The following is a 20,887-nucleotide window of genomic DNA, read 5'->3' on the forward strand; positions in this document are numbered from 1 at the left end:
TGGTCTCGGACGGGCCGGATTCGCCGCGTCCCGGCCCACGTCCCGGCCTGGCCCCGGACGGGCCGGATCCCGGGGCGCTACGCCCTGGCCCGGCTGCCCGTCCCCGTTCCCTTCAGCGCGTCCAGCGCGTACACGCAGCGGTCCTTGCTGCACGCGTACACGACACCGCCCTGCGCCACCGGCGAACCCGTGATCTCGCCGCCGGTCGCCAGCTTCCAGCGGAGCTGCCCGCCCGCCGCGTCCAGGGTGTACAGGACGTGGTCGGCGGAGCCGAAGTGGACCCGGCCGTCGGCGACCACCGGGGCGCCCACCACCTCACCGCCCGCTGCGAACCGCCACTTCGGGGTGCCGGTGACCGCGTCGAGCGTGTACAGCGCGCTGCCGCTGCCGACATGGACGTTTCCGGCCGTCACCAGCACCGGTTCGGTCGACTGGCGGGCCTCCGTGGCGATGCGCCAGCGGTCCTTGCCGGTCGAGGCGTCGATCGCGTACACCGTGCCGAGGTAGTCGGCGAGGTACACCCCGCCGCCGGTGACGGCGGGGCCCGGCGCGAACGCGGGCGGGGAGAGGAAGACCGCGGGCGACTCGAAGTGCCAGCGCACATGACCGGACACGGTGTCCACGGCGAGGACCCGGGCCCCCGCGCTGACGTAGACGAAGCCGTCCGGCGCCGCGGTCACCCGGACCGGCACCCCGCCGCAGGAGGCGGCGTCGCCGATGGGGTACGACCAGCGCTCGATGCCGGTACGGGCGTCGACGGCGCGCAGCCGGGCGTCCTGCCAGAGGTAGACCGTGCCGTCGTGGATCGCGGGGCCGGCCTCCGCCGTCTCGAAGTCGGTCTGGACGCCGCCGCTCTCCCACAGCCTCTCGCCGGTGGACGCCTCCCACGCCTGGACGCCGCCGCCCCGGGTGCCGGTGACGACCGTGCCGCGGTCGGCCTTGAGGGAGTACACCCAGGCGTCCGTCTGGAGCCGCCACTGCTCGGCGCCGGTGGTCGCGTCCAGCGCGTACAGGGACGGCCCGTCGGAGGCGTGGATACGGCCGGCCTCGACGGCCATCGCCCAGGCCACGTCGCGGGTCTTGAACTGGCGCCGCCCGTTGCCCACGTCCAGGGCGTGCACCTCGAACGACGTGACGTAGAGGAGGTCCCCGGCGACGACGGGTGTCCCCCAGACGTCGTTGGACATCCGGAACCGCCAGGGCCGCCAGCGGTCCGGACCCGGCGGCGGCTCCGGCGGCTGCGCGGGGCCGGGCACGGGCACGGCGGGTGCTGCCGGGGCGGAACCGTTCACTCCGGCGGGCGCGCGCACCCAGCCGGTCGCGGGGCCCGCGTCCGCGGTGGCCGTGGACCGTACGTCCTGGGCCCGCGGGCCGGGGCCGATCGGCACCTTCGCACCGGGCAGCCGCACCGGACCGCCCGCGTCGGACGCGAGCACCGGTTCGGGGGCCTGCGGGCGCGGGTCAGGTGCCTGGGGGCGCGGATCGGAAACCTGCGGGCGCGGATCGGTGTTGGCGCGCCGGCCGGGGTCGATGCCCGGCGGCGGTCCGGGCGGCGGGCCCGGCGGCTGGGCCGGGCCGGGGCCCACGGGCCTGCGGCCACCGCGGCGCTGCTCGATCATCGCGGTGGCGGAGGCCGGCAGCCAGGCCGAGGCGGTACCGCTGTCGTCACCGCCGGAGGCGAAGAGGTGCGGGGCGAGCTGGGCCTGTAGGTCGGCAGGGGTGGGCCGCAGTCCGGCGTCCATCTGCATGCAGGACTCGATCAGCGGCCGCAGCTCGCCGGGCAGGCCCTCCAGGTCGGGGCCCTCGCGCAGCAGCATGAAGACCGTCTCGACGGGGTTGGCGCCGTGGAAGGGCGCGTGGCCGGTGGCGGCGAAGACGAGGGTGGAGCCGAGCGAGAAGATGTCGCTGGCGCCGGTGACGCTGCGGGAGTCCCTGGCCTGCTCCGGCGACATGTAGGCGGGCGTTCCGACGGCGACGTTCGTCATGGTCAGCCGGGTGTTGGAGACCCCGGACGCGATCCCGAAGTCGATCACCCGGGGGCCGTCCTCGACGACGAGCACGTTCGAGGGCTTCATGTCGCGGTGGACCAGTCCCGCGCCGTGGATCGACTGGAGCGCCTCGGCGATACCGGCGGCCAGCCAGCGCACCGCCTGGACGGGCATGGGCCCGCACTCGCTCACTATCTCCTCCAGCGAGGGGGCCGGCACGTAGGCGGTGGCCAGCCACGGCACGGCCGCGCGCGGGTCCGCGTCCACCACCGCCGCCGTGTAGAAGCCGCTGACGGCGCGGGCGGCCTCCACCTCGCGCGTGAACCGGACCCGGAACAGCTGGTCCTCGGCGAGCTCCGTACGGACCGTCTTGATCGCCACGCGCCGGCCCGAAGCCGAGCGGGCGAGATAGACCAGCCCCATGCCGCCGGCACCGAGCCGTCCCAGCACCTCGAACGGGCCGATCCGCCTCGGGTCGTGCTGCGTCAGCTGCTCCACCACTTGCCCTGCCACCTCCCCGTACGAGCCTCAGGAACAGAAGCCCGCGAAACCCGCCCTGTACGGCGTCTCACCACTGGGCACCACCCGGCGGTGCGCACCCCCGATTCTTCCTGGCTGAGGCCCTGGTTGCGAACCCGGGGGCGGATCGGGGTGTCACAGCTCACTCTGCCCCGTTCTCGGACACAGGGGGCTGAAGTACGGCGAACACGGCGCCCTGATCGTCCTGGAGGACGGCCATCCGCCCGTACGGGATGTCGAAAGGGGGTGCGGAGATGCGGCCGCCGAGGCGTACGGCGTTCCCGGCGGCGCGGTTGCAGTCCTCGACGGCGAAGTAGCTGAGGAAGTAGCTGGGCATCTCCGCCGGGAAAGCGTCGGTCATGACGCTGCGGCCGCCGACCGCGGTGTCCGGGCCGGGCTCGGTGCCCGCCGGGGACCACATGCGAAAGCCCGACGCCTCCGCCTCGTCCACGCCGGATTCGCCGGGTGCCACGTCGGAGACGTCGAGGTCGGCGCCTTCGGAGAGGTCGGTGCCCTGGGAGAGGTCGGTGCCCTGGAAGCCGAAGACCTCCTCGTAGAAGGCGTCCACACGGTCCTTCTGCCGGGTGTGGACCTCTGTCCAGCAGAAGGAGCCGGGTTCGTTCTGCTTCTGGAATCCCTCGCGGTCACCGGCCTGCCAGAGTCCGAAGACCGCCCCGCCGGGGTCGGCCGCCTGGGCGAGCACCCCGGCCCGGCCGGCCCGGACCGGCTCGGTGATCACCTGGCCGCCCGCCTCCCTGATCCGGGCGACGGACGCGGCGATGTCGTCGGTGGAGAAGTAGATCCCCCAGGCGGTGGGCATCCGGCCGTCCTTCTTGGCGGCGAGCGCGGCGACGAGCTTGCCGCCGCTGTAGGCATCCGCGTACGGCCTTTCACCGTGCGGCCCTTCACCGGCCCGGAAGGTCCAGCCGAACAGCTCGCCGTAGAAGCGCTTGCCCGCTTCCAGGTCGGGCAGCTGCACATCCACCCAGCACGGCGCGGATCGCGCGAATGCGGCCATGGGCCCGGGTCCTTCCGTGATCCCGCGTCGTTCACGGGTCATGACAGTGACACTCGTCACAGCAAACGTAACCACGCATCGCCCGCACCGCGCCCCGACCCCTCCACATCGAACTCATTTTCGAAGAATCTCGATGGAAGCGTTCCATGCCCGTGGCATCACGGAAAGTTATCCACGGAAGTTATCCACAGGCTGTTGATAAGACTTATCGACCTGTGGGGCGCATGCGTCGAAATCCGGCCACTCCCCCCGCCGTGTCTGCGGTGATCCCCATTTGCAGTCGGCCGAATCGCGCTCGGATCACCCCTCGGTAAGCTGACGGCATGACAGGACAAGTGCGCACCGTCGACGGCCGCGTGGCCGGTCGACGCGGACAGGCGACGCGGCAGAAGCTGCTCGACTGCCTCAGCGAGATGCTCAGCTCCTCGCCGTACCGGGACGTCAAAGTCATCGACGTCGCCCGGAAGGCGGGGACTTCACCTGCGACCTTCTACCAATACTTCCCCGACGTCGAGGGCGCCGTCCTCGAAATCGCCGAGGAAATGGCCAAGGAGGGCGCCGGACTGACCGAACTGGTCGCCGGCCGCTCCTGGGTCGGCAAGGCCGGCTGGCAGACGGCCGAGGAACTCGTCGAGGGATTCCTCGACTTCTGGCGGCATCACGACGCGATCCTGCGCGTGGTCGACCTCGGTGCGGCCGAGGGCGACAAGCGGTTCTACAAGATCCGCATGAAGATCCTGAACTCGGTCACCAACTCGCTCACCGACTCGGTGAAGGAGCTCCAGGCCAAGGGCAAGGTCGACAAGGAGGTCAGCGCCGCCGCGATGGCGGGCTCGCTGGTCGCGATGCTGGCCGCCGTCGCCTCGCACCAGAAGGGCTTCACGACCTGGGGTGTGAAGCAGGCCGAACTCAAGCCGAACCTCGCCCTGTTGGTGCATCTGGGCATCACCGGAAAGAAGCCCACGAGGTAGCACAGGCGCCGACGGCCCCTCCCCCACCGGGTTTCGCGCGGCCGTCCCGGGCGCCCCAGGTCCTGTCTCACCGACGGCGGGCCACGCATGTGGCCCGCCGTCGGTGCACCCGGACCTTTCCCCGCTGCCGGTACCCCCGGCATCAGGGCGCGGCGTCGCCCCTCTCGCGCAGCCTGAAGAGCCGGATCTCCCGCTCCACCCGCGCCTGGTAAGTCGCGTACGGCGGCCAGAACTTCAGCGCCGCTCGCCACACCTCTTCCCGCTCCCCGCCCTCCAGCAGCGTGGCGTGCACCGGAACGTCCCGGCCCTGCCAGTTGACGACCGCCCTGTCGGGACCGGCCAGCAGATTCGCGGTCCAGGCCGGGTGCCCCGTACGGCCGAAGTTGCTGCCGACCAGGATCCAGCTCCGCTCCGTCCCCTTCTCGGGCATACAGGCCAGCGGAGTGGTTCTGAGCTGCCCGCTGCGCGCCCCCGGCACCGTCAGGATCAGCCCCGGCAGCATCCGGGAGCTGAGCAGCACCTTGCCCCGCGTGAGCCGGTGCACCGCACGGTCCATGGCCGGCACGACATGCGGGGCGACCTTCGCGAACGCGCGGGTGGAGGAGACCTTCTGCATCAGCCGGATGCCGGGCGCCATCAGACCGCCACCCGCTCGGACGAGGCCGACGCGGCGGACGGGGCCGGTCCCGCGAACAGTCCGGCCAGCTGCGCCGCGTGGTCCCGGAGCCGGTGGACGGGGCCGAAGAGCAGTTCGTCGGCGGCGGCCCGTTTGAAGTACAGGTGCGCCTCGTGCTCCCAGGTGAAGCCGAGTCCGCCGTGCAGCTGGACGGCCTCGGCGGTGGTGATCCGGAGCGCCTCCAGGGCCTGGGCCAGGGCGAGCCCCCCGGCGTCGGCCGGGTCCCAGGCCGCGTAGTACGCGGCGGAACGAGCCGCCTGCACCTGCACATAGAGATCCGCCAGGCGGTGTTTCACGGCCTGGAAGGAGCCGATCGCCCGGCCGAACTGCTCGCGCGCCTTGACGTACTCGACCGTCCGCTCCAGCGCGCTGCCCGCCGCCCCCACCGCCTGGGCAGCGAGCAGCGCGGCGACCGGGTGTCCGGCCGAGGCGAGTGCGCCACTCACGTCGGCGGTGTCGTCGGCGCCGAGGAGTTCGGCCTCGGTGTCGCGGAGTTCGATGCGGGCCAGCGGGCGGGTCTCGTCGAGCGAGGTCCGGCGGGCGCGGACGACTCCGGCCGCCGTGTCCGGGCGGACCAGGAAGAGGAGCGTGCGGCTGCGCGGGAAGCCCCCGGCGTGGGCCGCGACCAGGAGCAGTTCGGCGCTGTGCCCGTCGAGGACCTGCGCGGCCTCCCCGTACAGCCGCCAGCCCCCGTCGCCGGCGCCCGGCCTGGCCTGCACGCCGCCCGCCCGGCCGCCGCCCGCCCAGGAGCCGTCGGCGGGGTCGCCGGTGAGACCGAGGGCGGTGGCGAGCGAGCCGCCGGGAACGGCCAGGGTCGCGGTCAGTTCACCGGCCGCGATGCGGGGCAGCAGGGCGGTGCGCTGGGCGTCGGTGCCGAGTGCGGCGATCAGGGGCGCGGCGAGCACGGCGGTGGCGATCAGCGGCGAGGGCAGCAGGGCGCGGCCGGTCTCCTCGCAGGCGACGGCGAGCTCGGTGAGGCCGCAGCCGACGCCCCCGTACTCCTGCGGGAGCGCGAGTCCGGGCAGCCCGAGGTCCTGGGCGAGCCTTCGCCACAGGGCCGCGTCGTACCCGTCGGCGGTCCGTACGGCGCTCCTGACGTCGTCGGGCGCGCAGTGTTCGGCGAGCAGTTCGCGCAAGGTGCGGCGGATCTCGTCCTGTTCCGCGGTGAAGGCGGCATCCATCGTCGGACTCCTTCCCCTCGGAGGCCTCCGGCCTCCGATCTGACGGTGCGTCATGCTAGGGGCGAATTCTCCAGATGCCCAGAGTCGCGCACGGAAGGGAGCCGGAAGGTCCCCACCCTGCCGGACGGCCCCCTGGCGCGCCGATCTGATGTACCGTCAGATTCATGCCTTCTTCCCACCGCAAGGTCGCTGTCGTCGGCATATCCCTCGCCGACTGCGGGCGCGTCGACACGGCCACGCCGTACGCCCTGCACGCCCAGGCCGCCCGCCGGGCGCTGGCCGATTCGGGGCTGGAGAGGTCCGTCGTCGACGGTTTCGCCTCCGCCGGACTCGGCACGCTCGCCCCGGTCGAGGTCGCCGAGTACCTGGGCCTGAAGCCCACCTGGGTGGACTCCACCTCGGTCGGCGGCTCGACCTGGGAGGTGATGGCGGCCCACGCGGCGGACGCCATCGCGGCGGGACGCGCCAACGCCGTACTGCTGGTGTACGGGTCGACGGCGCGCGCGGACATCAAGGCGGGCCGGCGGACCTCCAACCTCTCCTTCGGCGCGCGCGGCCCGCTCCAGTTCGAGGTGCCGTACGGGCATTCGCTGATCGCCAAGTACGCGATGGCCGCCCGCCGCCACATGCACGAGTACGGGACGACCCTGGAGCAGCTCGCCGAGGTCGCGGTCCAGGCGCGGGCGAACGCGGCGGCCAACCCGGACGCGATGTTCCGGGATCCGGTCACGGTGGACGACGTGCTGTCGGGGCCGATGATCGCGGACCCGTTCACCAAACTGCACTGCTGCATCCGCAGCGACGGCGGCTGCGCGGTGCTGCTGGCCGCCGAGGAGTACGTACCGGACACGGCGAAGGCACCGGTGTGGATCCTCGGCACGGGCGAGCACGTCTCGCACGCCACCATGTCGGAGTGGGACGACTTCACGGTCTCCCCGGCGGCGGTCTCGGGACGGGTGGCGTTCGAGCGGGCCGGGGTACGGCCCTCGGACATCGACCTCGCCGAGGTCTACGACGCGTTCACCTACATGACCCTGGTGACGCTGGAGGACCTGGGTTTCTGCGCGAAGGGCGAGGGCGGCGCGTTCGTGGAGAAGGGCCGGACCGGGCTGACGGGCGAGCTCCCGGTGAACACCGACGGCGGCGGCCTGTCCGCCTGCCACCCCGGGATGCGCGGGCTGTTCCTGCTGGTGGAGGCGGTACGCCAACTCCGCGGCGAGGCGGGCGAACGCCAGGTGCGCAAGGCCGGCGGCCGGCTCCCGGAACTGGCGGTGGCCTCGGGCACGGGCGGCTGGTTCTGCTCCTCGGGGACGGTGGTGCTGGGGCGGGGGTGAGGGGGCGGCTCCGCGGCCGGGGGCGGTCACACCGGGACGACGGTGAGAGGGCGGGCTCCGCGGCCGGGAGCGGTCACACCGGGACGACGGTGAGCGCACCCTCCAGCCCCTCGAAGTCGGCCGCGTCAGGGTAGCCCTGCGTGTCCCGCTGCGCTACAGCGATCGCCTCGCCCGCCCCGTGGGGCGCCGTGCGCTGCAATGGGGGCATGACCGACGCACACCAGAGCTTCCTGGACCTCCTCCATGCCCAGCGCGTCTGGGACGTGGAGCTCCCCGGCTTCGACCCGGCCGCCGCGCCCCCGGACCCGCTCCCCCTCTTCCGGAGCTGGTTCGCCGAGGCGGTGGCCGCCGGGCAGGTGGAGCCGCACACCATGTCGCTGGCCACCGTGGACGCCGAGGGCCACCCCGATGTGCGGACGGTGATGCTCCACGACGCGGACGAGCGCGGCTGGCACTTCGCCACCCATCGCACCAGCGCGAAGGGCCGCCAGCTGGCCTCCCGACCGTATGCGGCGCTCGGCTTCTACTGGCCGGTGCAGGGCCGGCAGGTACGGGTTCGGGGGCCGGTCACCGCTTGCGCACCCGACGAGAGCCTGGCCGATCTGCACGCCCGCTCGACCGGCGCGCTCGCATCCGCGCTGACCGGGTCGCAGAGCGAGGTGCTGGGCTCGCTGGAGGAGCTGACCCGCACCGCCGACGCCGCCTGGGAGCGGGCACGGGCCGAGCCGGACGCGGAGGTGACGAGCTGGACCCGGTACGTGGCCGAGGCCCGGGAAGTCGAGTTCTTCCAGGGCGACGCGGCGCGCCGGCACGTACGGCTGCGCTACCGCAGACAGGACGCGGCCGGGAACGACGCGGCCTGGACCCGGGAGCTGCTCTGGCCGTGAGGCCCGCGCCCTGCCCGCACCCATGCCGGCCCGTACCCGCCTGCGTCGGCCCGCGCACGCCCCTTCCCGCGCGGTACCTGCCGCACGGGCACGGGCGGCGGTCCGTCAGTCCAGGGTGATCGCCTGCACCGGGCAGACCCGTACGGCCTCCTTCACCGTGGCACCGTCGAGGGCCTCCTCGTAGCCGGGCAGCAGTTCGCTGAACCCGTCGTCGTCCTGGGTGAACACCTTCGGCGCGGTGAGCGCGCACTGGCCCGCGCCGATGCACCGGTCCTTGTCGATACTGATCCGCATTCCGGCAGATCCTTCCGCTCGCATTGCGATCACCATGTTCCGATCAGCACGTTTCGATCACCAGGTCACGGGTAGTTCGAGCAGCCCCTGAATGGTGTCACCGGGCTTGAACGGGATTTCTTCCGCGGGTACCGCGAGCCGCAGACCGGGAAGGCGGTCGAAAAGCGCGGGCAGCGCGATCTCCAGCTCGGCCCGTGCCAGATTCTGGCCCAGGCACTGATGGATTCCGAACCCGAAAGCGACGTGATTGCGCGCGTTCCGGCCGAGGTCCAGATCGTCCGGTGACGGATAAACGGCCTCGTCCCGGTTGATCACCGCCATGGTCAGGATGACACCGTCCCCCGCGTGAATGGTCACCCCGCCGATCTCGATGTCCTCGACGGCCACCCGGGGAATCCCGTCGGCGATGGACAGGAAGCGGAGCAGTTCCTCGACCGCCGAACCCGTCAGCCCCTCGGACTCACGCATCCGGGCCAGCTGATCGGGATGCTGGAGCAGTGTGAACGTGCCGAGCGAGATCATGTTCGCGGTGGTCTCGTGCCCGGCGACGAGCAGGATCTGGGCCAGCCGCACCAGCTCGTCGTGGTCCACGCCCCCGGTCTCCAGCTGCTTGACGATGAGCTCGTCCAGCAGCCCTTCGCCCGGGGCGGCCCGCTTCTGCTCGATCAGCACCCTGAAGTAGTCGTCCAGCTCGTCCCGCGCCGCCTCGACATCCGCGGCCGCCGGACCGCGGAGCAGCTTGCGCGACTGCGCCTCGAAGAACTCGTGGTCCTCGTAGGGCACTCCGAGCAGGGCGCAGATGACCATGGACGGTACGGGCAGGGCGAAGGCGTCGACCAGATCGGTAGGCGGGCCCTGCTCGGCCATCGCGTCGAGCAGCCGGTCCACGGTCTCCTGGATCTGCGGCCGGAGCGCGGCCGTCCGCTTGACCGTGAAGCTCGGGATCAGCATCCGGCGCTGGGCGTTGTGCTCCGGATCGTCGACCCCGAGCAGTTCGACACGGCGCAGGGTGCTCGCGGCCACCCGCTCGGCGAAGAACGGGAACGCGGGGTTCTCCCGGTCGGACGAGAGCCTCTGGTCCACCAGGAGCGAACGCGCCTCGGCGTGCCCGGTCACCAGCCACACAATGCGGCCGTCGAAGAGTCTGGCGGGAGACACGGGCCGCTGCCCCCGGTGCTCGCGATATCCCGTCGGCGGGTTGTAGGGACAGGTGCGGTTCTGCGGAAAGGAGACGGTCTCGGCATCTGCCATGGCGGACCTCGCAAAGAGAGGGGGAGTCCTGTCGATCTCCCGTCACTAGATGCCTCGGGCACCTAATGGGTCTAGGTGATGTTCGGCCAAATGTCATCGGGAAGATCCATTCTCCGCCCGCCCGACCGGGTGGGCATTTCGAGCCACCCGATCGCCTCCGTGTTCCTTTCGAAAGGAGCAATATGGAAGGCATCAGGCGGACTGGAGGCGAAAATGAGCCGAACCCTTTCCCGCACCCGCGTCGGCGCGCGTCCCCGTTCCCGTTACGCCCCCGACAGCGGGTTGACCACGCGCATGGTCGGCACCATGTTCCTGATCGGCCTGCTCTACGTGGTTCTCATCGGCGTACTGCTCGCCGTACTGCGCGGCGCCTGGCCGATCATTCTGATTCTCGTCGGTGGCATGTTCATAGCGCAGTTCTGGTTCAGCGACCGCATCGCGGCGTTCAGCATGGGCGCCCGTGAGGTCACCCCGGAGGAGGCGCCCGAGCTGCACGGTGCCGTCGACCGGATCTGCGCCCTTGCCGACATGCCGAAACCACGCGTGGCGATCGCCCGGAGCGACGTACCTAACGCCTTCGCGACGGGCCGCAGCGAGAAGACCGCCCTCGTCTGCGCGACCACCGGTCTGCTGCGCAGACTCGATCCCCCGGAGCTGGAGGGCGTGCTCGCGCACGAGATGTCGCACGTCGCGCACCGCGATGTCGCCGTCATGACGATCGCCTCGTTCCTCGGCGTGCTCGCCGGCGTCATCACCCGCGTCGCCCTGTGGGGCGGGCTCTCCCGCAACAGCCGCAGCAACGACCCGGTCGGCATCGCGATCATGCTGATCCCACTGGTCAGCGCGGTCGTGTACGCCCTGAGCTTCCTGCTGACCCGGCTGCTCTCCCGCTACCGCGAGCTCTCCGCCGACCGCACCGCCGCCCTGCTCACCGGTCGCCCCTCCGCGCTCGCCTCCGCCCTCACCAAGGTGACCGGCCAGATGGCCCGGATCCCGACCGAGGACCTGCGCAAGGCGGAGCCGTACAACGCCTTCTACTTCGTCCCCGCGTTCTCCTCCAAGGAGAGCCTGAGCCGGCTGCTCTCCTCCCACCCGACGCTCGAACAGCGCCTCGACCAGCTGGCCCGCATCTCCGCCGACCTCGCCCGTCCGTGAGCAACGCCCGCTGCGAAGCCCGCTGTGCCGCCACCGCTGCGGCACCCGGAGCACCGCCCGAAAACAACGCGCCCGATGCGACGCCCGGAGGAACGCCCCATGGGTCTTCTCGACACCATCCTCGGCCGCAGCAAGCCGGTCCGCCCCGACCTCGACCAGCTCTTCGCCGTACCCTCCGCCGCCCTCACCCTCCAGGCGGGCGCGGGCTTCACACCGACCGGTCTCGGATCGGTGTGCTTCGCGGGGGTCGAGGGCGGCACCTTCGCCCGCGTCGAGCAGGACGTACGAGAACTGCTCGACGCCGACACCGGCCGCGGCGGAATCCCGGTGGAGTTCAGCCAGGACGCGTACGGCTACACCTGGCTGCTCTCCAGCCGCCCGGCCGACGACACCGCCGCCCTGGTCAACGACCTGCACGCGGTCAACACCCTGCTCCAGGACGGCGGGTTCGGCCCGCACCTGCTCTGCTCCCTGATCGGCTTCCGCGATGCGCGGGACCGTCCGCTGGCCCTGGTCTACCTCTACAAGCGCGGCACGTTCTACCCGTTCGCACCCGTGCCCGGTGGCGTGGAGAGGCGGGACAACCAGCTGGAGTTGCAGGTCAGAGCGGTGCTCGGCGACGACCTGCGGGTGGAGAAGGACCTGGCTCGGTGGTTCCCGGTGTGGGGGGCGCCTGGGCTGTGACGCGGGCGGAGAAAGGACCGGAGGAAGGACCAGGGGAAAGCGCGGGAAAAGAGCGGGGAGGCCCGGCGCGGTACCCGCCCGTATCATCGCTTCCATGACTGCTGAGCCCGCCCGTTCCGCCGCCCGTATGCGCGCTTCGGATGCCGATCGCGAGGCGGTGGTCGAGCAGTTGCGCGAGGCGGCGGCCGAGGGCCGCATCGACATGGACGAGCTGGACACCCGGCTCGGGGCGGCGCTCTCCGCCAAGACCTACGCCGAACTCGCGCCCCTCACCGAGGACCTGGTCCCCATCGAGGTGGCCACCGGTGAACCGCTGGTCGTCAAGGGCGGCATGCACGGCGCGACGCGCTCGGGCGTCTGGAAGGTGCCCCCGGTGATACGTGCCCAGGGCGGCATCGGCGGCGTCCGGCTCGACTTCACCCGCGCCGAGTGCCGGCTGCGCGAGATCTCACTGGAAGTGCGCGGCGAGATGGCCGGGGTGAGGATCGTGATCCCGGAGGGCTGGACCGTGCACACCGACGGTCTGGACCTGGGGATCGGCGGCCTGAAGGACAAGACCAGCGACGCGCGGACCCCCGGCGCCCCGCTCCTGCGGCTGACGGGCTCCTGCGGCATGGGCGGTGTGGTCGTACGCCACCCGAACTTCCGCGAACGGCGCAAGCTGCGCGGCATCGAGCCCTGAGCCGCGCCGATCCGCACCGGCACCCGGTGCGGATCAACTGAGTACGCATACCTACTCCTTGCGGGTGACCGCGCCCATCCGGCGCCCATTGCCGAGGGCATACCGTCCCTCGTATGCCCGACGAGACCGCACCCGCCGACGCCACGCCCGATCCCGTTACCGCTCCCGCCCCGGCCGGGTCCAAGTCCTCCTCCTCCGTCCTCGGGGCCCTCGGATGCGGCTGCGCCGCGCTCCTCCTCGTACCCGTCGTCGCCCTGGTCGTCCTGCTCTCCGGGGGCTTTTCTGGGTCGACGGACTTTCCCAAGGTCGCGCCCGGGAAGATGGCGGACCGCGCCTTCCAGCGCTCCCAGGAGGCGTACGACCTCATGGGGTTCACGCGCACCGTGCGGCCAGGGGTCGAGAAGCTCGGCGTCAGCACGGAGAACACACTGAGCTCGGGCTACTGCTACGACGGGGGTCTGCTCGGGATGGAGGACAAGACCGTCGACGGCGCCTATCGGATGAGTCACAGCTGGGCACTGGACCACGTACCCGCGGACCAGGCCGTCTCCGGCCTCCGCCGACTGCACCGGCAGCTCAAGGACGACGGCTGGGAGGTCTCGTCCTACCGCGAGGGCGGGAAGAGCAAGTCCTGGGACCTGTACGTCGAGCGGGACGACGGGAACGAGCGGATGTCCTTCAACTGGTACCCGGACCGGGAGTACTTCACCGGTGGTGCCTCCGTGCCCTGCGCCTACGACCCCGAGTGGGGGAGCGGCGACACCGGCCTCCCCGGGGACGGCCAGAACCCGCCCGCTCTCGGTCCCGCGCAGCGGTAGAAGCAGGGCGGGCCGGCCCGGCGAAGCGCGCTCAGCAGTCCCCGGGGTGGAAGACCGGAACGGACTCCTGCCCCTCCTCCTGCCGGAAGGTCACCCGCAGCGCCATGCCGATGGCGAGCACGGCCTCCTCGCACCCCACGACCTCCGTCATCATTCGCGGCCCCTCCGCCAGGTCGACCACGGCGGCGACGTACGGGACGCGGGCGCCGAACGGCGGCAGGTCGTTCCGGTGGACGACGGACCAGGTGTAGAGCGTGGCATCCCCGCTCGCCTGCTCCCAGGCGCAGTCCTCGCTCCAGCAGTTCGGGCAGAACTCGCGCGGGTAGTGGTGCGCGCGCCCGCAGTCGTGGCAGCGGCGCAGCAGCAACTGCCCCCGGGCGGCGGCGTCCCAGTACGGGCGGGTGAAGGCGTCGGGCTCGGGAAGGTCGAAACGTACGGCGGCCGCGGTCACAGGAAGAGTCCGATCGCGTTGTCGAGGGACCAGGTCTGCCAGGCCATCGCGAACAGCGCGACGAGCGAGATGAGCGCCATCATCGCGTTCTGCCCCTGCTCGGCCCAGTCGTGGATCATCAGCACCAGATAGAGCAGGTTGAGGAGGAGCCCCGCGACCAGTGCGACGGGGGTGAGGAATCCGACGACCAGGCCGAGCCCCAGGGCGAGTTCGGCGTACACGACGACGTATGCCATGAGTTCGGGACGCGGGGCGACGATCTTCTGGAATCCGGTGCGTACGGCCGGCCAGCGGTGCTTGCCCGCGACGTCCGCGGCCCAGGCGATGCCTGTTCCGCGCTCGAACCAGCCCTTCTTGTCCTTGTGCCGCCAGCTCTCCAGCCACCACAGGCCGAGGCCTATCCGGAGAACGGCGAGCCACTCGGCTCCGCCGAGCCAGATCGTCTGCATGGGGCCTCCGTTCACTGAATCTGACGGTACGTCAGTTCACCTGATGGCAGGCGACTCGCGCAAGGGGCGTGCAGGGAGTGCCCCGGGGTCTTGTGTGTCAAAGGCCCGTACGCCAGACTCCACGGGCCATTGACAACGATGTCACCTGTGGAGGTAGCCAGTATGTACAACGGCAGATCCCCGGCGCCCGGTGTTCCCGGAGCCCTGCGTCTTTGGTGTCAGCGATCGGCGACCACAGTGTGGGCCTTTGTCATCGCGACGGCATTGGTGGCGGGGTTCGTACCACCGTTCACGGCCACCGGCTGGGCGGAGTCCGGGCGGTCCACCGTGGACCTGGTCAACCCGTTCATCGGGACGTCGGGCCGGAGCGCCACCGAGTACGGCGGGATGATCCCGAGCACCGCCCCGCCGTTCGCCATGACCCGCTGGTCGCCGATGACCCGGCAGAACTACGTCAGCCGGACGCCGTACCACTACGACGACACGAAGATCAGCGGCTTCATCGGCACCCACCAGCCGGCGATCTGGATGGGCGATTCCGGTTACGTGGCGGGGATGCCCGGGGTGGGGCCGGTCAAGACGTCGGCCGATGACCGGGCACTGCCGTTCAGCCATGCCGACGAGCACGCCGCACCGGACCGGTACTCGGTTCAGATGCAGGCCGGAGAGGGGCGGGCGCTGAAGACGGAGATGACCGCGACATCCCGCGTCGGCCTGCTGCGTACGACGTATCCGCAGGGTGTGGACACCCACTTCGTCGTGCAGGCCACCCGCGCGGGCGTCACCGGCAACGTGCACGTCGATCCCGCCGCCCGGGAGGTCACCGGCTACAACCCCGACCGCCAGGACGGCAACCTCGGGCCGTTCAGGGCGCCGAACTTCAAGGGGTACTTCGTCGCCCGGTTCGACACCGGCTTCGACAGCTACGGCACGGCCACCGGTGCGACGCTGCACGAGGGCCGAAGCGACCGCACCGACGGCGATGTGTCCGCGTATGTACGGTTCCCGGCCGGCACCCGGACGGTCCAGGTACGGATCGCGACGTCGTTCATCTCACTGCAGCAGGCCCGCGCGAACCTGGCCGCCGAGGCGCCGGACGACCAGTCCTTCGAGAAGACCGCCGGAAAGACCCGCACGCAGTGGAACCAGAAGCTGGATCAGGTCCGCCTGCGCGGCGCGACCGCCGACCAGCAGGCGCTCTTCTACACATCGATGTACCACGCCCTGCAGTACCCGTCGGAGAACTCCGAACAGGGCCGCTACTACAGCGCGTACGACGACAAGGTCCACACCGGTGTCAGCTACACCGGCTACTCGCTGTGGGACACCTACCGCGCCGAGAACGCGTTCCTGACGCTCTTCGCCCCCGAGCGGATCGACGGCATGGTCACCTCGATGCTGCACGACTACCAGGAGGGCGGCTGGCTGCCGATGTGGAAGAACATCACCGAGACCAACATCATGGTCGGCAGCAACGCGGACTCGGTGATCGCGGAGGCCATCGCCAAGGGCTTCACCGGCTTCGACCGCAAGCTCGCGTACGAAGCGGTGTACAAGGACGCGATGACCCCGCCGGACAAGGACACCGAACTGCTCTACTACGACCGCCAGGAGGGCACTCCGGTGGAAGCGCGGGCGGGCCTGACCTACTACAAGCAGAACGGCTGGGTCGCGGCGGAACATACGGCGGAATCCGCGTCCCGCACGCTGGACTACGCCCACGAGGACTGGGCGGTCGCGCAGGTCGCCAAGGCGGTCGGCAAGACCGACGACGCGGAGATGTTCCTGAAGCGCAGCGCCAATTACAAGAAGTTGTACAACCCCGCCACCGGCTTCATGCAGGCCCGCTTCCGCAACGGCTGGTGGGCCTTGGGCGGCTGGACCGAGGGCGACCGGTGGGTGTACACGCTCGACGTCCTGCACGACGTCCCGGGGCTGATGGACCTGATGGGCGGCAAGGAGAAGTTCGCGTCGTGGCTGGACCGCTACTTCGACGGCGGCCACAACAACCACACCAACGAACCCAGCCACCACTCCGCCTACCTCTACAACGACGCGGGCCGGCCGTGGAAGACACAGGAGATGGTGCGCCGCATCGCCGCGGCGAACTACGCGAACCGCACGGACGGACTCAGCGGCAACGACGACTGCGGACAGATGTCCGCCTGGTACGTGCTCTCCTCGCTGGGCCTCTACCCGGTCAACCCCGCATCGGCGACGTACGCGGTGGGCAGCCCTTTCTTCGACCGGGCGGAAGTGCGCCTGCCGGCCGCGTCCCGCCCGCTGGTGATCAGCGCCTCGGGAGCGGCGACGAAGCAGTACGTCCAGTCCCTGTCCCTGAACGGCCGCGCCATCACCACGCCGACGCTGCGCCACTCCGACCTGCTGCGGGGCGGTCAGCTCCGCTTCGCGATGAGTGACACACCCCAGAGCTGGGGCGCCTCGCCGACGCCGCCGCGGGGAGTGGCCACGCGCTGACGCAACCCGCCGTCGGCGGCCCCGACAGCCCCGAGGCAAAAGCCCACTGTGTCAGCAGTTCCTGGCCACACCGGACCGCCCCTGGCGCAAGCCCGCGCCGGGGGCGTTTCGGCGCTGACAGATTCCATGTCGCCCACCACTGACATCCTCGCGTCGTCCGACCGGGCGAGATCCGCCAGTCGGCTTGCACGCGTGATCAATTCGCAATCGATTTCGGTCTTGACCGAGACCCATCAACCGGGTGCGCGATTACGCTCCGAACCATGTCCGACAGCGCACTTACCGCCGGTACCCCCATATCGGCCCCCACCGGCCTCACCGAGGGCCGCCCCGTCTACGTGGTCGGCGGCGGTCCGGGCGGTCTCGCGGCCGCGGCGGCCCTGCGCGAGCAGGGCGTACGGGCGGTCGTGCTGGAGAAGTCCGGAGCCGTGGGCGCGTCCTGGCGCCGTCATTACGACCGGCTGCACCTCCACACGACCCGGAGCCGGTCCGCGCTGCCGGGGCTCGCGATGCCGCGCCGGTTCGGCCGCTGGGTGTCCCGGGACGACGTGGTGCGCTATCTGGACAAGTACGCCGAGCACCATGAGCTGGAAGTGGTGACGGGCGTCGAGGTGTCACGGATCGACCGCGCCCCGGACGGCAGGGACTGGCAACTGACCGCGACCGGCGGACGGGTGCTGACCGGCCGGGCGGTCGTCGTCGCCACCGGCTTCAACCACACCCCGCGCGTCCCCGACTGGCCCGGCCTCGACACCTTCACCGGCGATCTGGTCCACGCCTGCGACTACCGCAACCCCGCCCCGTACGCGGGCAAGGACGTCCTGGTCGTCGGCATCGGCAACACGGGCGCGGAGATCGCCGTCGACCTGGTCGAGGGCGGGGCGTCCCGGGTGCGGATCGCCGTGCGCACCGTGCCGCACATCGTGCGCCGCTCGACGGCGGGCTGGCCCGCGCAGTTGACCGGCATCCTGGTACGCAGGCTGCCGGTCCGGCTGGTCGACCGGGCCGGGCGCCTGATGGCCAGGGCCGCCGTGCCCGACCTCTCCGCGCAGGGCCTCCCCCGCCCCGACACCGGTCTGTACTCACGGGTCAAGGACGGCGCGATCCCGGTGCAGGACGTGGGACTGATCGACGCGGTGAAGCGCGGCCGGGTGGTACCGGTGGCGGCCGTCGAGTCGTTCGACGGGGACGCGGTGGTACTGGCCGACGGCGAGCGGATCACCCCGGACGCGGTGATCGCGGCGACCGGCTACCGGCGTGCCCTGGAGGGGCTGGTCGGCCATCTCGGCGTACTGGACGCCCGGGGCCGGCCGGTGGTCCACGGCGCCCGCACCCCCAAGCAGGCCCCCGGTCTGTACTTCACCGGCTTCACCAACCCGATCAGCGGCATGCTGCGCGAACTGGCCCTGGACGCACGGAAGATCGCGAAGAGGGTGGCACGCAGGGGTTGAGGCCGGGCGGGCACCCGGCGTGCACCGGCAGACGCACGGGCGCCCGGCGCACAGCGGCAGAAGCACGGGCGTCAGCCGTACAGCGGCAACCCTTCGGTCGAGATCGTCCACTCGCCGATGGTGACGTCCTCGCCGTACACGAAATCCTTGCGGATCGCGTAACGCGGGCCTTCCGGCGTCGCGTGGATCTCGGAGAGGACGGCACCCGTGCCCGTACGGGGATCGAAGATCCCGTAGATGGGGACGCCGAGCAGTGGGTAGTCCCGCAGCTTGCTCACCCAGTCGTTGTCCGGATTGGACCGGGAGACGATTTCGACGGCGGCGATGAGCGTACGGGCGTCGAAGGAGCAGTCGATCTCCATGTCGGCCTCGGCGATCACCATGACATCGGGGTGCCGCATGATGCCGTGAGCCGCGTTCTCCACGTCGGGAGTCCCGGTGTGGGCCACCAGCTCTTCCGGCATCACCTTCTCCAGGCGCTTCCGCACACGGAGTGCTGTCAGTTCGTGGAGTCCGGCAGGCGCCATCATGTCGTGGACGATTCCTTCTCGGGTGATCTCGAACTTTCCGGGAGCGTCGTCCTGCATCTGCTCGACGATGTTGCGCATGGCCCGGTAGTGGGCCGAGTCCCGCTGTACGTGGTCCGGGGCGTTGGCCATGGCATGCGCTCCTCGTCTGCGCCCGGGGGCAAGGGTCGTCACGTTCATGCTAGGCGGCCTCCTTCAGGTCGGTTCGGCACTCGCGGCAGTGGCCCGGCTCCGGAGCCCGGAAGGCCCGGTCGCAGCCGTCGCAGTTCTGCAGGGGGTCATGGCGCGGCGCGGCTTCCTCGGCCGGGGCGGCGGTGGGCAGGGGTGGCGGCAGGAGTGTGGTGAGGCGGTGGGCGATGAGGCCCGCCGGGCGGGTCAGCGGTTCGGGCAGGTCAGCGACGAGAGTGCGGCGTACGGCATCGGGGTGAGCGTCGCGTTCGAACCAGGCGGCGACGGCGGGGGCCAGCCGGTGGATGTCCGCCTCGCCGAGCAGCAGCCGGGGTTCATGGCGTCGCAGATCCGCCAGGAGATCGAGGGCCGTGCGATGGCGGTCGAGGTCATGGACCTGCGGCCTGGGGAGCGACGGGCGAGTCGGTACGGGGATGGAGACGGGCTCGGAGGCGGGGGCGAGTTTGTCTGTTTCCGGCCGAGGCAGAGGCGCGGGGTCCGGGGCCTCGGGGGCCGGGGTCCCGGGAGCGGGGGCCTGGGGAACGGGGCGAACGGGCCTGGGTTGCGGCTGCGGCTGCGGCTGTTGCCTCTGTTGTTGGTTCTGCTGCGGCCGTGTCCGCGGCTGCGGCACCGGCTGCTGTCTCGGCTGCGGCCGCGGCCTTGGCTCCGGCTGCGGTTCTGCCGCTCCGGCGGGGGCCGCACCGGCGACGGGCTGGTTGTACGAGACCGTGCGCGTGACTACCCGGCCGCTGGGGAGGCGCTCGCGGGTGCGCTTCAGGTAGCCGTGGGCCTCCAGCTCGCGCAGGGCGGCGGCAATGCGGGTCTCGCTCTCCGGGAAGCGTTCGGCGAGGTGCTTGATGCCGATCCTGGCTCCGGCGGGCAGCGACTGGATGTGGGCGGCGAGGCCGATCGCGGTGAGGGACAGCTCGTTGTGCTGGGTGAGGTGGTTGCCGACGACCGTGAAGCGGCTGGTGTGCCGGGTGTTGCTGTGTACGACACCGGATGACGGGGCGCGCGAGGGCGCGATAATCTGCGGGGTATCCATCAGGAAGGTGCTTCTTCCTCGTTGGTCAGGCCCTCGTTCAGGATTGCCGTCCTGGCCGAGGGCCGTCGCGTGTCTGGGGTTGTGTGGCGAGCATATGCCAGCCAACCGTTCCGACATCCAGCCGAGTTGGGGAACGTCACCCTTGCGAGTGACGGGGGGTCGGGTTTGGTCGGGAAGGGTTTTCTCCCCGGTTCTTGGTTCTTTTGACGTCGTGCGCGACCGCGTCGCGGTGCGCCACGTCGCGGCCCGCCGCCTCGCCGTTCCCCGAATCGTGGTCCACCGGGTCGCGACTGCCGCGATCCGGTGGGGACAGTCACCGCGCGAGGTCGATTTCGGCCCAGATCGTCTTGCGCGGGAACGGACCGGGAACGACACCCCAACGGTCCGCGAGCGCCTCGACGATGAGCAGACCGCGCCCGTGCTCGGCGTCGTCGGCGGGGACGGCGGTCGCGCCGGGACCGGGCGGAAGGCGCTCGCCCCGGGCGTCGCTCACCTCGATCCGCAACAGCGCGTCACCGTGCACCGCGAGGCCCAGCCGGAAGTCCCGGCCGACCACTCGGCCGTGGACCGTGGCATTGGCAGCCAGTTCGGCGACGATGTGCGCGGCCGGTTCGCAGGCGATCCCCCAGTCCCCCAGATGCGCCGTTGCCAGCAGCCGGGCGAGACGGGCACCTCGGCGCGTGGGCGAGAGCAGCACGGCGAACGCTCGGTTGGGGGCGGCGAGTTGAATTTGAGCGATTTCTCGATTCACATCACTCAGCGTGGTCGGGCCTGCCTACCGTGAACAGTGACAAAGCCGTTGCGTACGGCCATTGTCCCGGGCTTGTCCAGTGCTGTCCTGGCTGTCCGTAGTGACGGGC

General features: G+C 71.1%; 21 protein-coding genes. 9 read left to right on the plus strand and 12 right to left on the minus strand.

Going from position 1 to position 20,887, the window contains the following annotated elements; genetic code table 11:
- Positions 1 to 77: 77 nt before the first annotated feature.
- Complete coding sequence (locus tag ACIRJP_RS10355) at positions 78 to 2,489, minus strand: PQQ-binding-like beta-propeller repeat protein (RefSeq protein WP_404170760.1); 2,412 nt, start codon at positions 2,487 to 2,489, stop codon at positions 78 to 80.
- 160 nt (positions 2,490 to 2,649) lie between these two features.
- The gene (locus ACIRJP_RS10360; RefSeq protein ID WP_404170763.1) at positions 2,650 to 3,525 is read right to left on the minus strand and encodes a VOC family protein; all 876 of its coding nucleotides are present in this window, start codon (positions 3,523 to 3,525) and stop codon (positions 2,650 to 2,652) included.
- Between the two features lie 323 nt (positions 3,526 to 3,848).
- Between ACIRJP_RS10360 and ACIRJP_RS10365 the strand changes: the two genes are divergently transcribed.
- A complete protein-coding gene (locus ACIRJP_RS10365) occupies positions 3,849 to 4,496 on the plus strand; it encodes a TetR family transcriptional regulator (RefSeq protein WP_124717053.1) in 648 nt (215 codons plus the stop codon).
- A 142-nt stretch (positions 4,497 to 4,638) separates the two neighbouring features.
- Here the strand turns inward: ACIRJP_RS10365 and ACIRJP_RS10370 are convergent, their stop codons facing one another.
- Both ACIRJP_RS10370 and ACIRJP_RS10375 read right to left on the minus strand, forming a co-directional pair.
- Positions 4,639 to 5,133 (minus strand): nitroreductase family deazaflavin-dependent oxidoreductase, encoded by a 495-nt coding sequence (locus ACIRJP_RS10370; protein WP_404170767.1) that lies wholly within the window; start codon positions 5,131 to 5,133, stop codon positions 4,639 to 4,641.
- Positions 5,133 to 6,353 carry an acyl-CoA dehydrogenase family protein gene (locus ACIRJP_RS10375; RefSeq protein WP_404170770.1) on the minus strand — a complete coding sequence of 407 codons (1,221 nt, stop codon included), beginning with the start codon at positions 6,351 to 6,353 and terminating at the stop codon, positions 5,133 to 5,135. Before ACIRJP_RS10375 ends, ACIRJP_RS10370 begins: the two co-directional genes overlap by 1 nt.
- 164 nt (positions 6,354 to 6,517) lie before the next feature.
- On the opposite strand from ACIRJP_RS10375, the gene ACIRJP_RS10380 reads away from it, so the two are divergent.
- The gene (locus tag ACIRJP_RS10380; protein ID WP_404170773.1) at positions 6,518 to 7,687 is read left to right on the plus strand and encodes a thiolase C-terminal domain-containing protein; all 1,170 of its coding nucleotides are present in this window, start codon (positions 6,518 to 6,520) and stop codon (positions 7,685 to 7,687) included.
- Between the two features lie 73 nt (positions 7,688 to 7,760).
- On the opposite strand, the gene ACIRJP_RS10385 is transcribed toward ACIRJP_RS10380, so the two are convergent.
- Positions 7,761 to 7,895 (minus strand): hypothetical protein, encoded by a 135-nt coding sequence (locus ACIRJP_RS10385; RefSeq protein WP_404170776.1) that lies wholly within the window; start codon positions 7,893 to 7,895, stop codon positions 7,761 to 7,763.
- On the opposite strand from ACIRJP_RS10385, the gene ACIRJP_RS10390 reads away from it, so the two are divergent.
- On the plus strand, positions 7,894 to 8,574 hold the full coding sequence (locus ACIRJP_RS10390; protein ID WP_404170778.1) for a pyridoxal 5'-phosphate synthase: 681 nt from the start codon (positions 7,894 to 7,896) through the stop codon (positions 8,572 to 8,574). The genes ACIRJP_RS10385 and ACIRJP_RS10390 overlap by 2 nt on opposite strands.
- Positions 8,575 to 8,679: 105 nt before the next feature.
- Here the strand turns inward: ACIRJP_RS10390 and ACIRJP_RS10395 are convergent, their stop codons facing one another.
- A complete protein-coding gene (locus ACIRJP_RS10395) occupies positions 8,680 to 8,868 on the minus strand; it encodes a ferredoxin (RefSeq protein ID WP_266730567.1) in 189 nt (62 codons plus the stop codon).
- Between the two features lie 57 nt (positions 8,869 to 8,925).
- Entirely contained in the window at positions 8,926 to 10,119 is a 1,194-nt protein-coding gene (locus ACIRJP_RS10400) for a cytochrome P450 (RefSeq protein WP_404170781.1), read from the minus strand.
- Between the two features lie 213 nt (positions 10,120 to 10,332).
- On the opposite strand from ACIRJP_RS10400, the gene htpX reads away from it, so the two are divergent.
- The 4 genes from htpX to ACIRJP_RS10420 all read left to right on the plus strand — a co-directional run bounded on the left by htpX (position 10,333) and on the right by ACIRJP_RS10420 (position 13,458).
- Complete coding sequence (gene htpX, locus ACIRJP_RS10405) at positions 10,333 to 11,274, plus strand: zinc metalloprotease HtpX (RefSeq protein WP_404170784.1); 942 nt, start codon at positions 10,333 to 10,335, stop codon at positions 11,272 to 11,274.
- Positions 11,275 to 11,373: 99 nt separating this feature from the next.
- Positions 11,374 to 11,958 (plus strand): hypothetical protein, encoded by a 585-nt coding sequence (locus ACIRJP_RS10410; RefSeq protein WP_404170787.1) that lies wholly within the window; start codon positions 11,374 to 11,376, stop codon positions 11,956 to 11,958.
- A gap of 94 nt (positions 11,959 to 12,052) precedes the next feature.
- On the plus strand, positions 12,053 to 12,640 hold the full coding sequence (locus ACIRJP_RS10415) for a DUF1707 domain-containing protein (protein ID WP_404170790.1): 588 nt from the start codon (positions 12,053 to 12,055) through the stop codon (positions 12,638 to 12,640).
- 113 nt (positions 12,641 to 12,753) lie between these two features.
- Positions 12,754 to 13,458, plus strand: coding sequence for a hypothetical protein (locus tag ACIRJP_RS10420; protein WP_404170792.1), 705 nt, complete (start codon positions 12,754 to 12,756; stop codon positions 13,456 to 13,458).
- Positions 13,459 to 13,489: 31 nt separating this feature from the next.
- On the opposite strand, the gene ACIRJP_RS10425 is transcribed toward ACIRJP_RS10420, so the two are convergent.
- A complete protein-coding gene (locus tag ACIRJP_RS10425; RefSeq protein ID WP_404170795.1) occupies positions 13,490 to 13,909 on the minus strand; it encodes a Zn-ribbon domain-containing OB-fold protein in 420 nt (139 codons plus the stop codon).
- On the minus strand, positions 13,906 to 14,358 hold the full coding sequence (locus ACIRJP_RS10430) for a DoxX family membrane protein (protein ID WP_404170798.1): 453 nt from the start codon (positions 14,356 to 14,358) through the stop codon (positions 13,906 to 13,908). The genes ACIRJP_RS10425 and ACIRJP_RS10430 overlap by 4 nt, the downstream gene beginning before the upstream one ends.
- Positions 14,359 to 14,625: 267 nt before the next feature.
- Between ACIRJP_RS10430 and ACIRJP_RS10435 the strand changes: the two genes are divergently transcribed.
- Together ACIRJP_RS10435 and ACIRJP_RS10440 are read left to right on the plus strand one after the other, a co-directional pair.
- A complete protein-coding gene (locus ACIRJP_RS10435; RefSeq protein ID WP_404170801.1) occupies positions 14,626 to 16,836 on the plus strand; it encodes a GH92 family glycosyl hydrolase in 2,211 nt (736 codons plus the stop codon).
- A gap of 263 nt (positions 16,837 to 17,099) precedes the next feature.
- Positions 17,100 to 18,287, plus strand: a complete 1,188-nt coding sequence (locus ACIRJP_RS10440; protein ID WP_404170804.1) for a flavin-containing monooxygenase — start codon at positions 17,100 to 17,102, stop codon at positions 18,285 to 18,287.
- Between the two features lie 71 nt (positions 18,288 to 18,358).
- On the opposite strand, the gene ACIRJP_RS10445 is transcribed toward ACIRJP_RS10440, so the two are convergent.
- The 3 genes from ACIRJP_RS10445 to ACIRJP_RS10455 form a co-directional block, all read right to left on the minus strand.
- Positions 18,359 to 18,946, minus strand: coding sequence for a Uma2 family endonuclease (locus ACIRJP_RS10445; RefSeq protein WP_404170807.1), 588 nt, complete (start codon positions 18,944 to 18,946; stop codon positions 18,359 to 18,361).
- Positions 18,947 to 18,995: 49 nt separating this feature from the next.
- Positions 18,996 to 20,027 carry a helix-turn-helix domain-containing protein gene (locus tag ACIRJP_RS10450; protein WP_404170810.1) on the minus strand — a complete coding sequence of 344 codons (1,032 nt, stop codon included), beginning with the start codon at positions 20,025 to 20,027 and terminating at the stop codon, positions 18,996 to 18,998.
- Positions 20,028 to 20,340: 313 nt separating this feature from the next.
- The gene (locus ACIRJP_RS10455; RefSeq protein ID WP_404170813.1) at positions 20,341 to 20,778 is read right to left on the minus strand and encodes an ATP-binding protein; all 438 of its coding nucleotides are present in this window, start codon (positions 20,776 to 20,778) and stop codon (positions 20,341 to 20,343) included.
- Positions 20,779 to 20,887 lie beyond the last annotated feature (109 nt).

Origin of the sequence: Streptomyces sp. NPDC102437 (genome assembly GCF_044765565.1) — a bacterium.
In the GTDB taxonomy this organism is placed as follows: Bacteria; Actinomycetota; Actinomycetes; order Streptomycetales; family Streptomycetaceae; genus Streptomyces.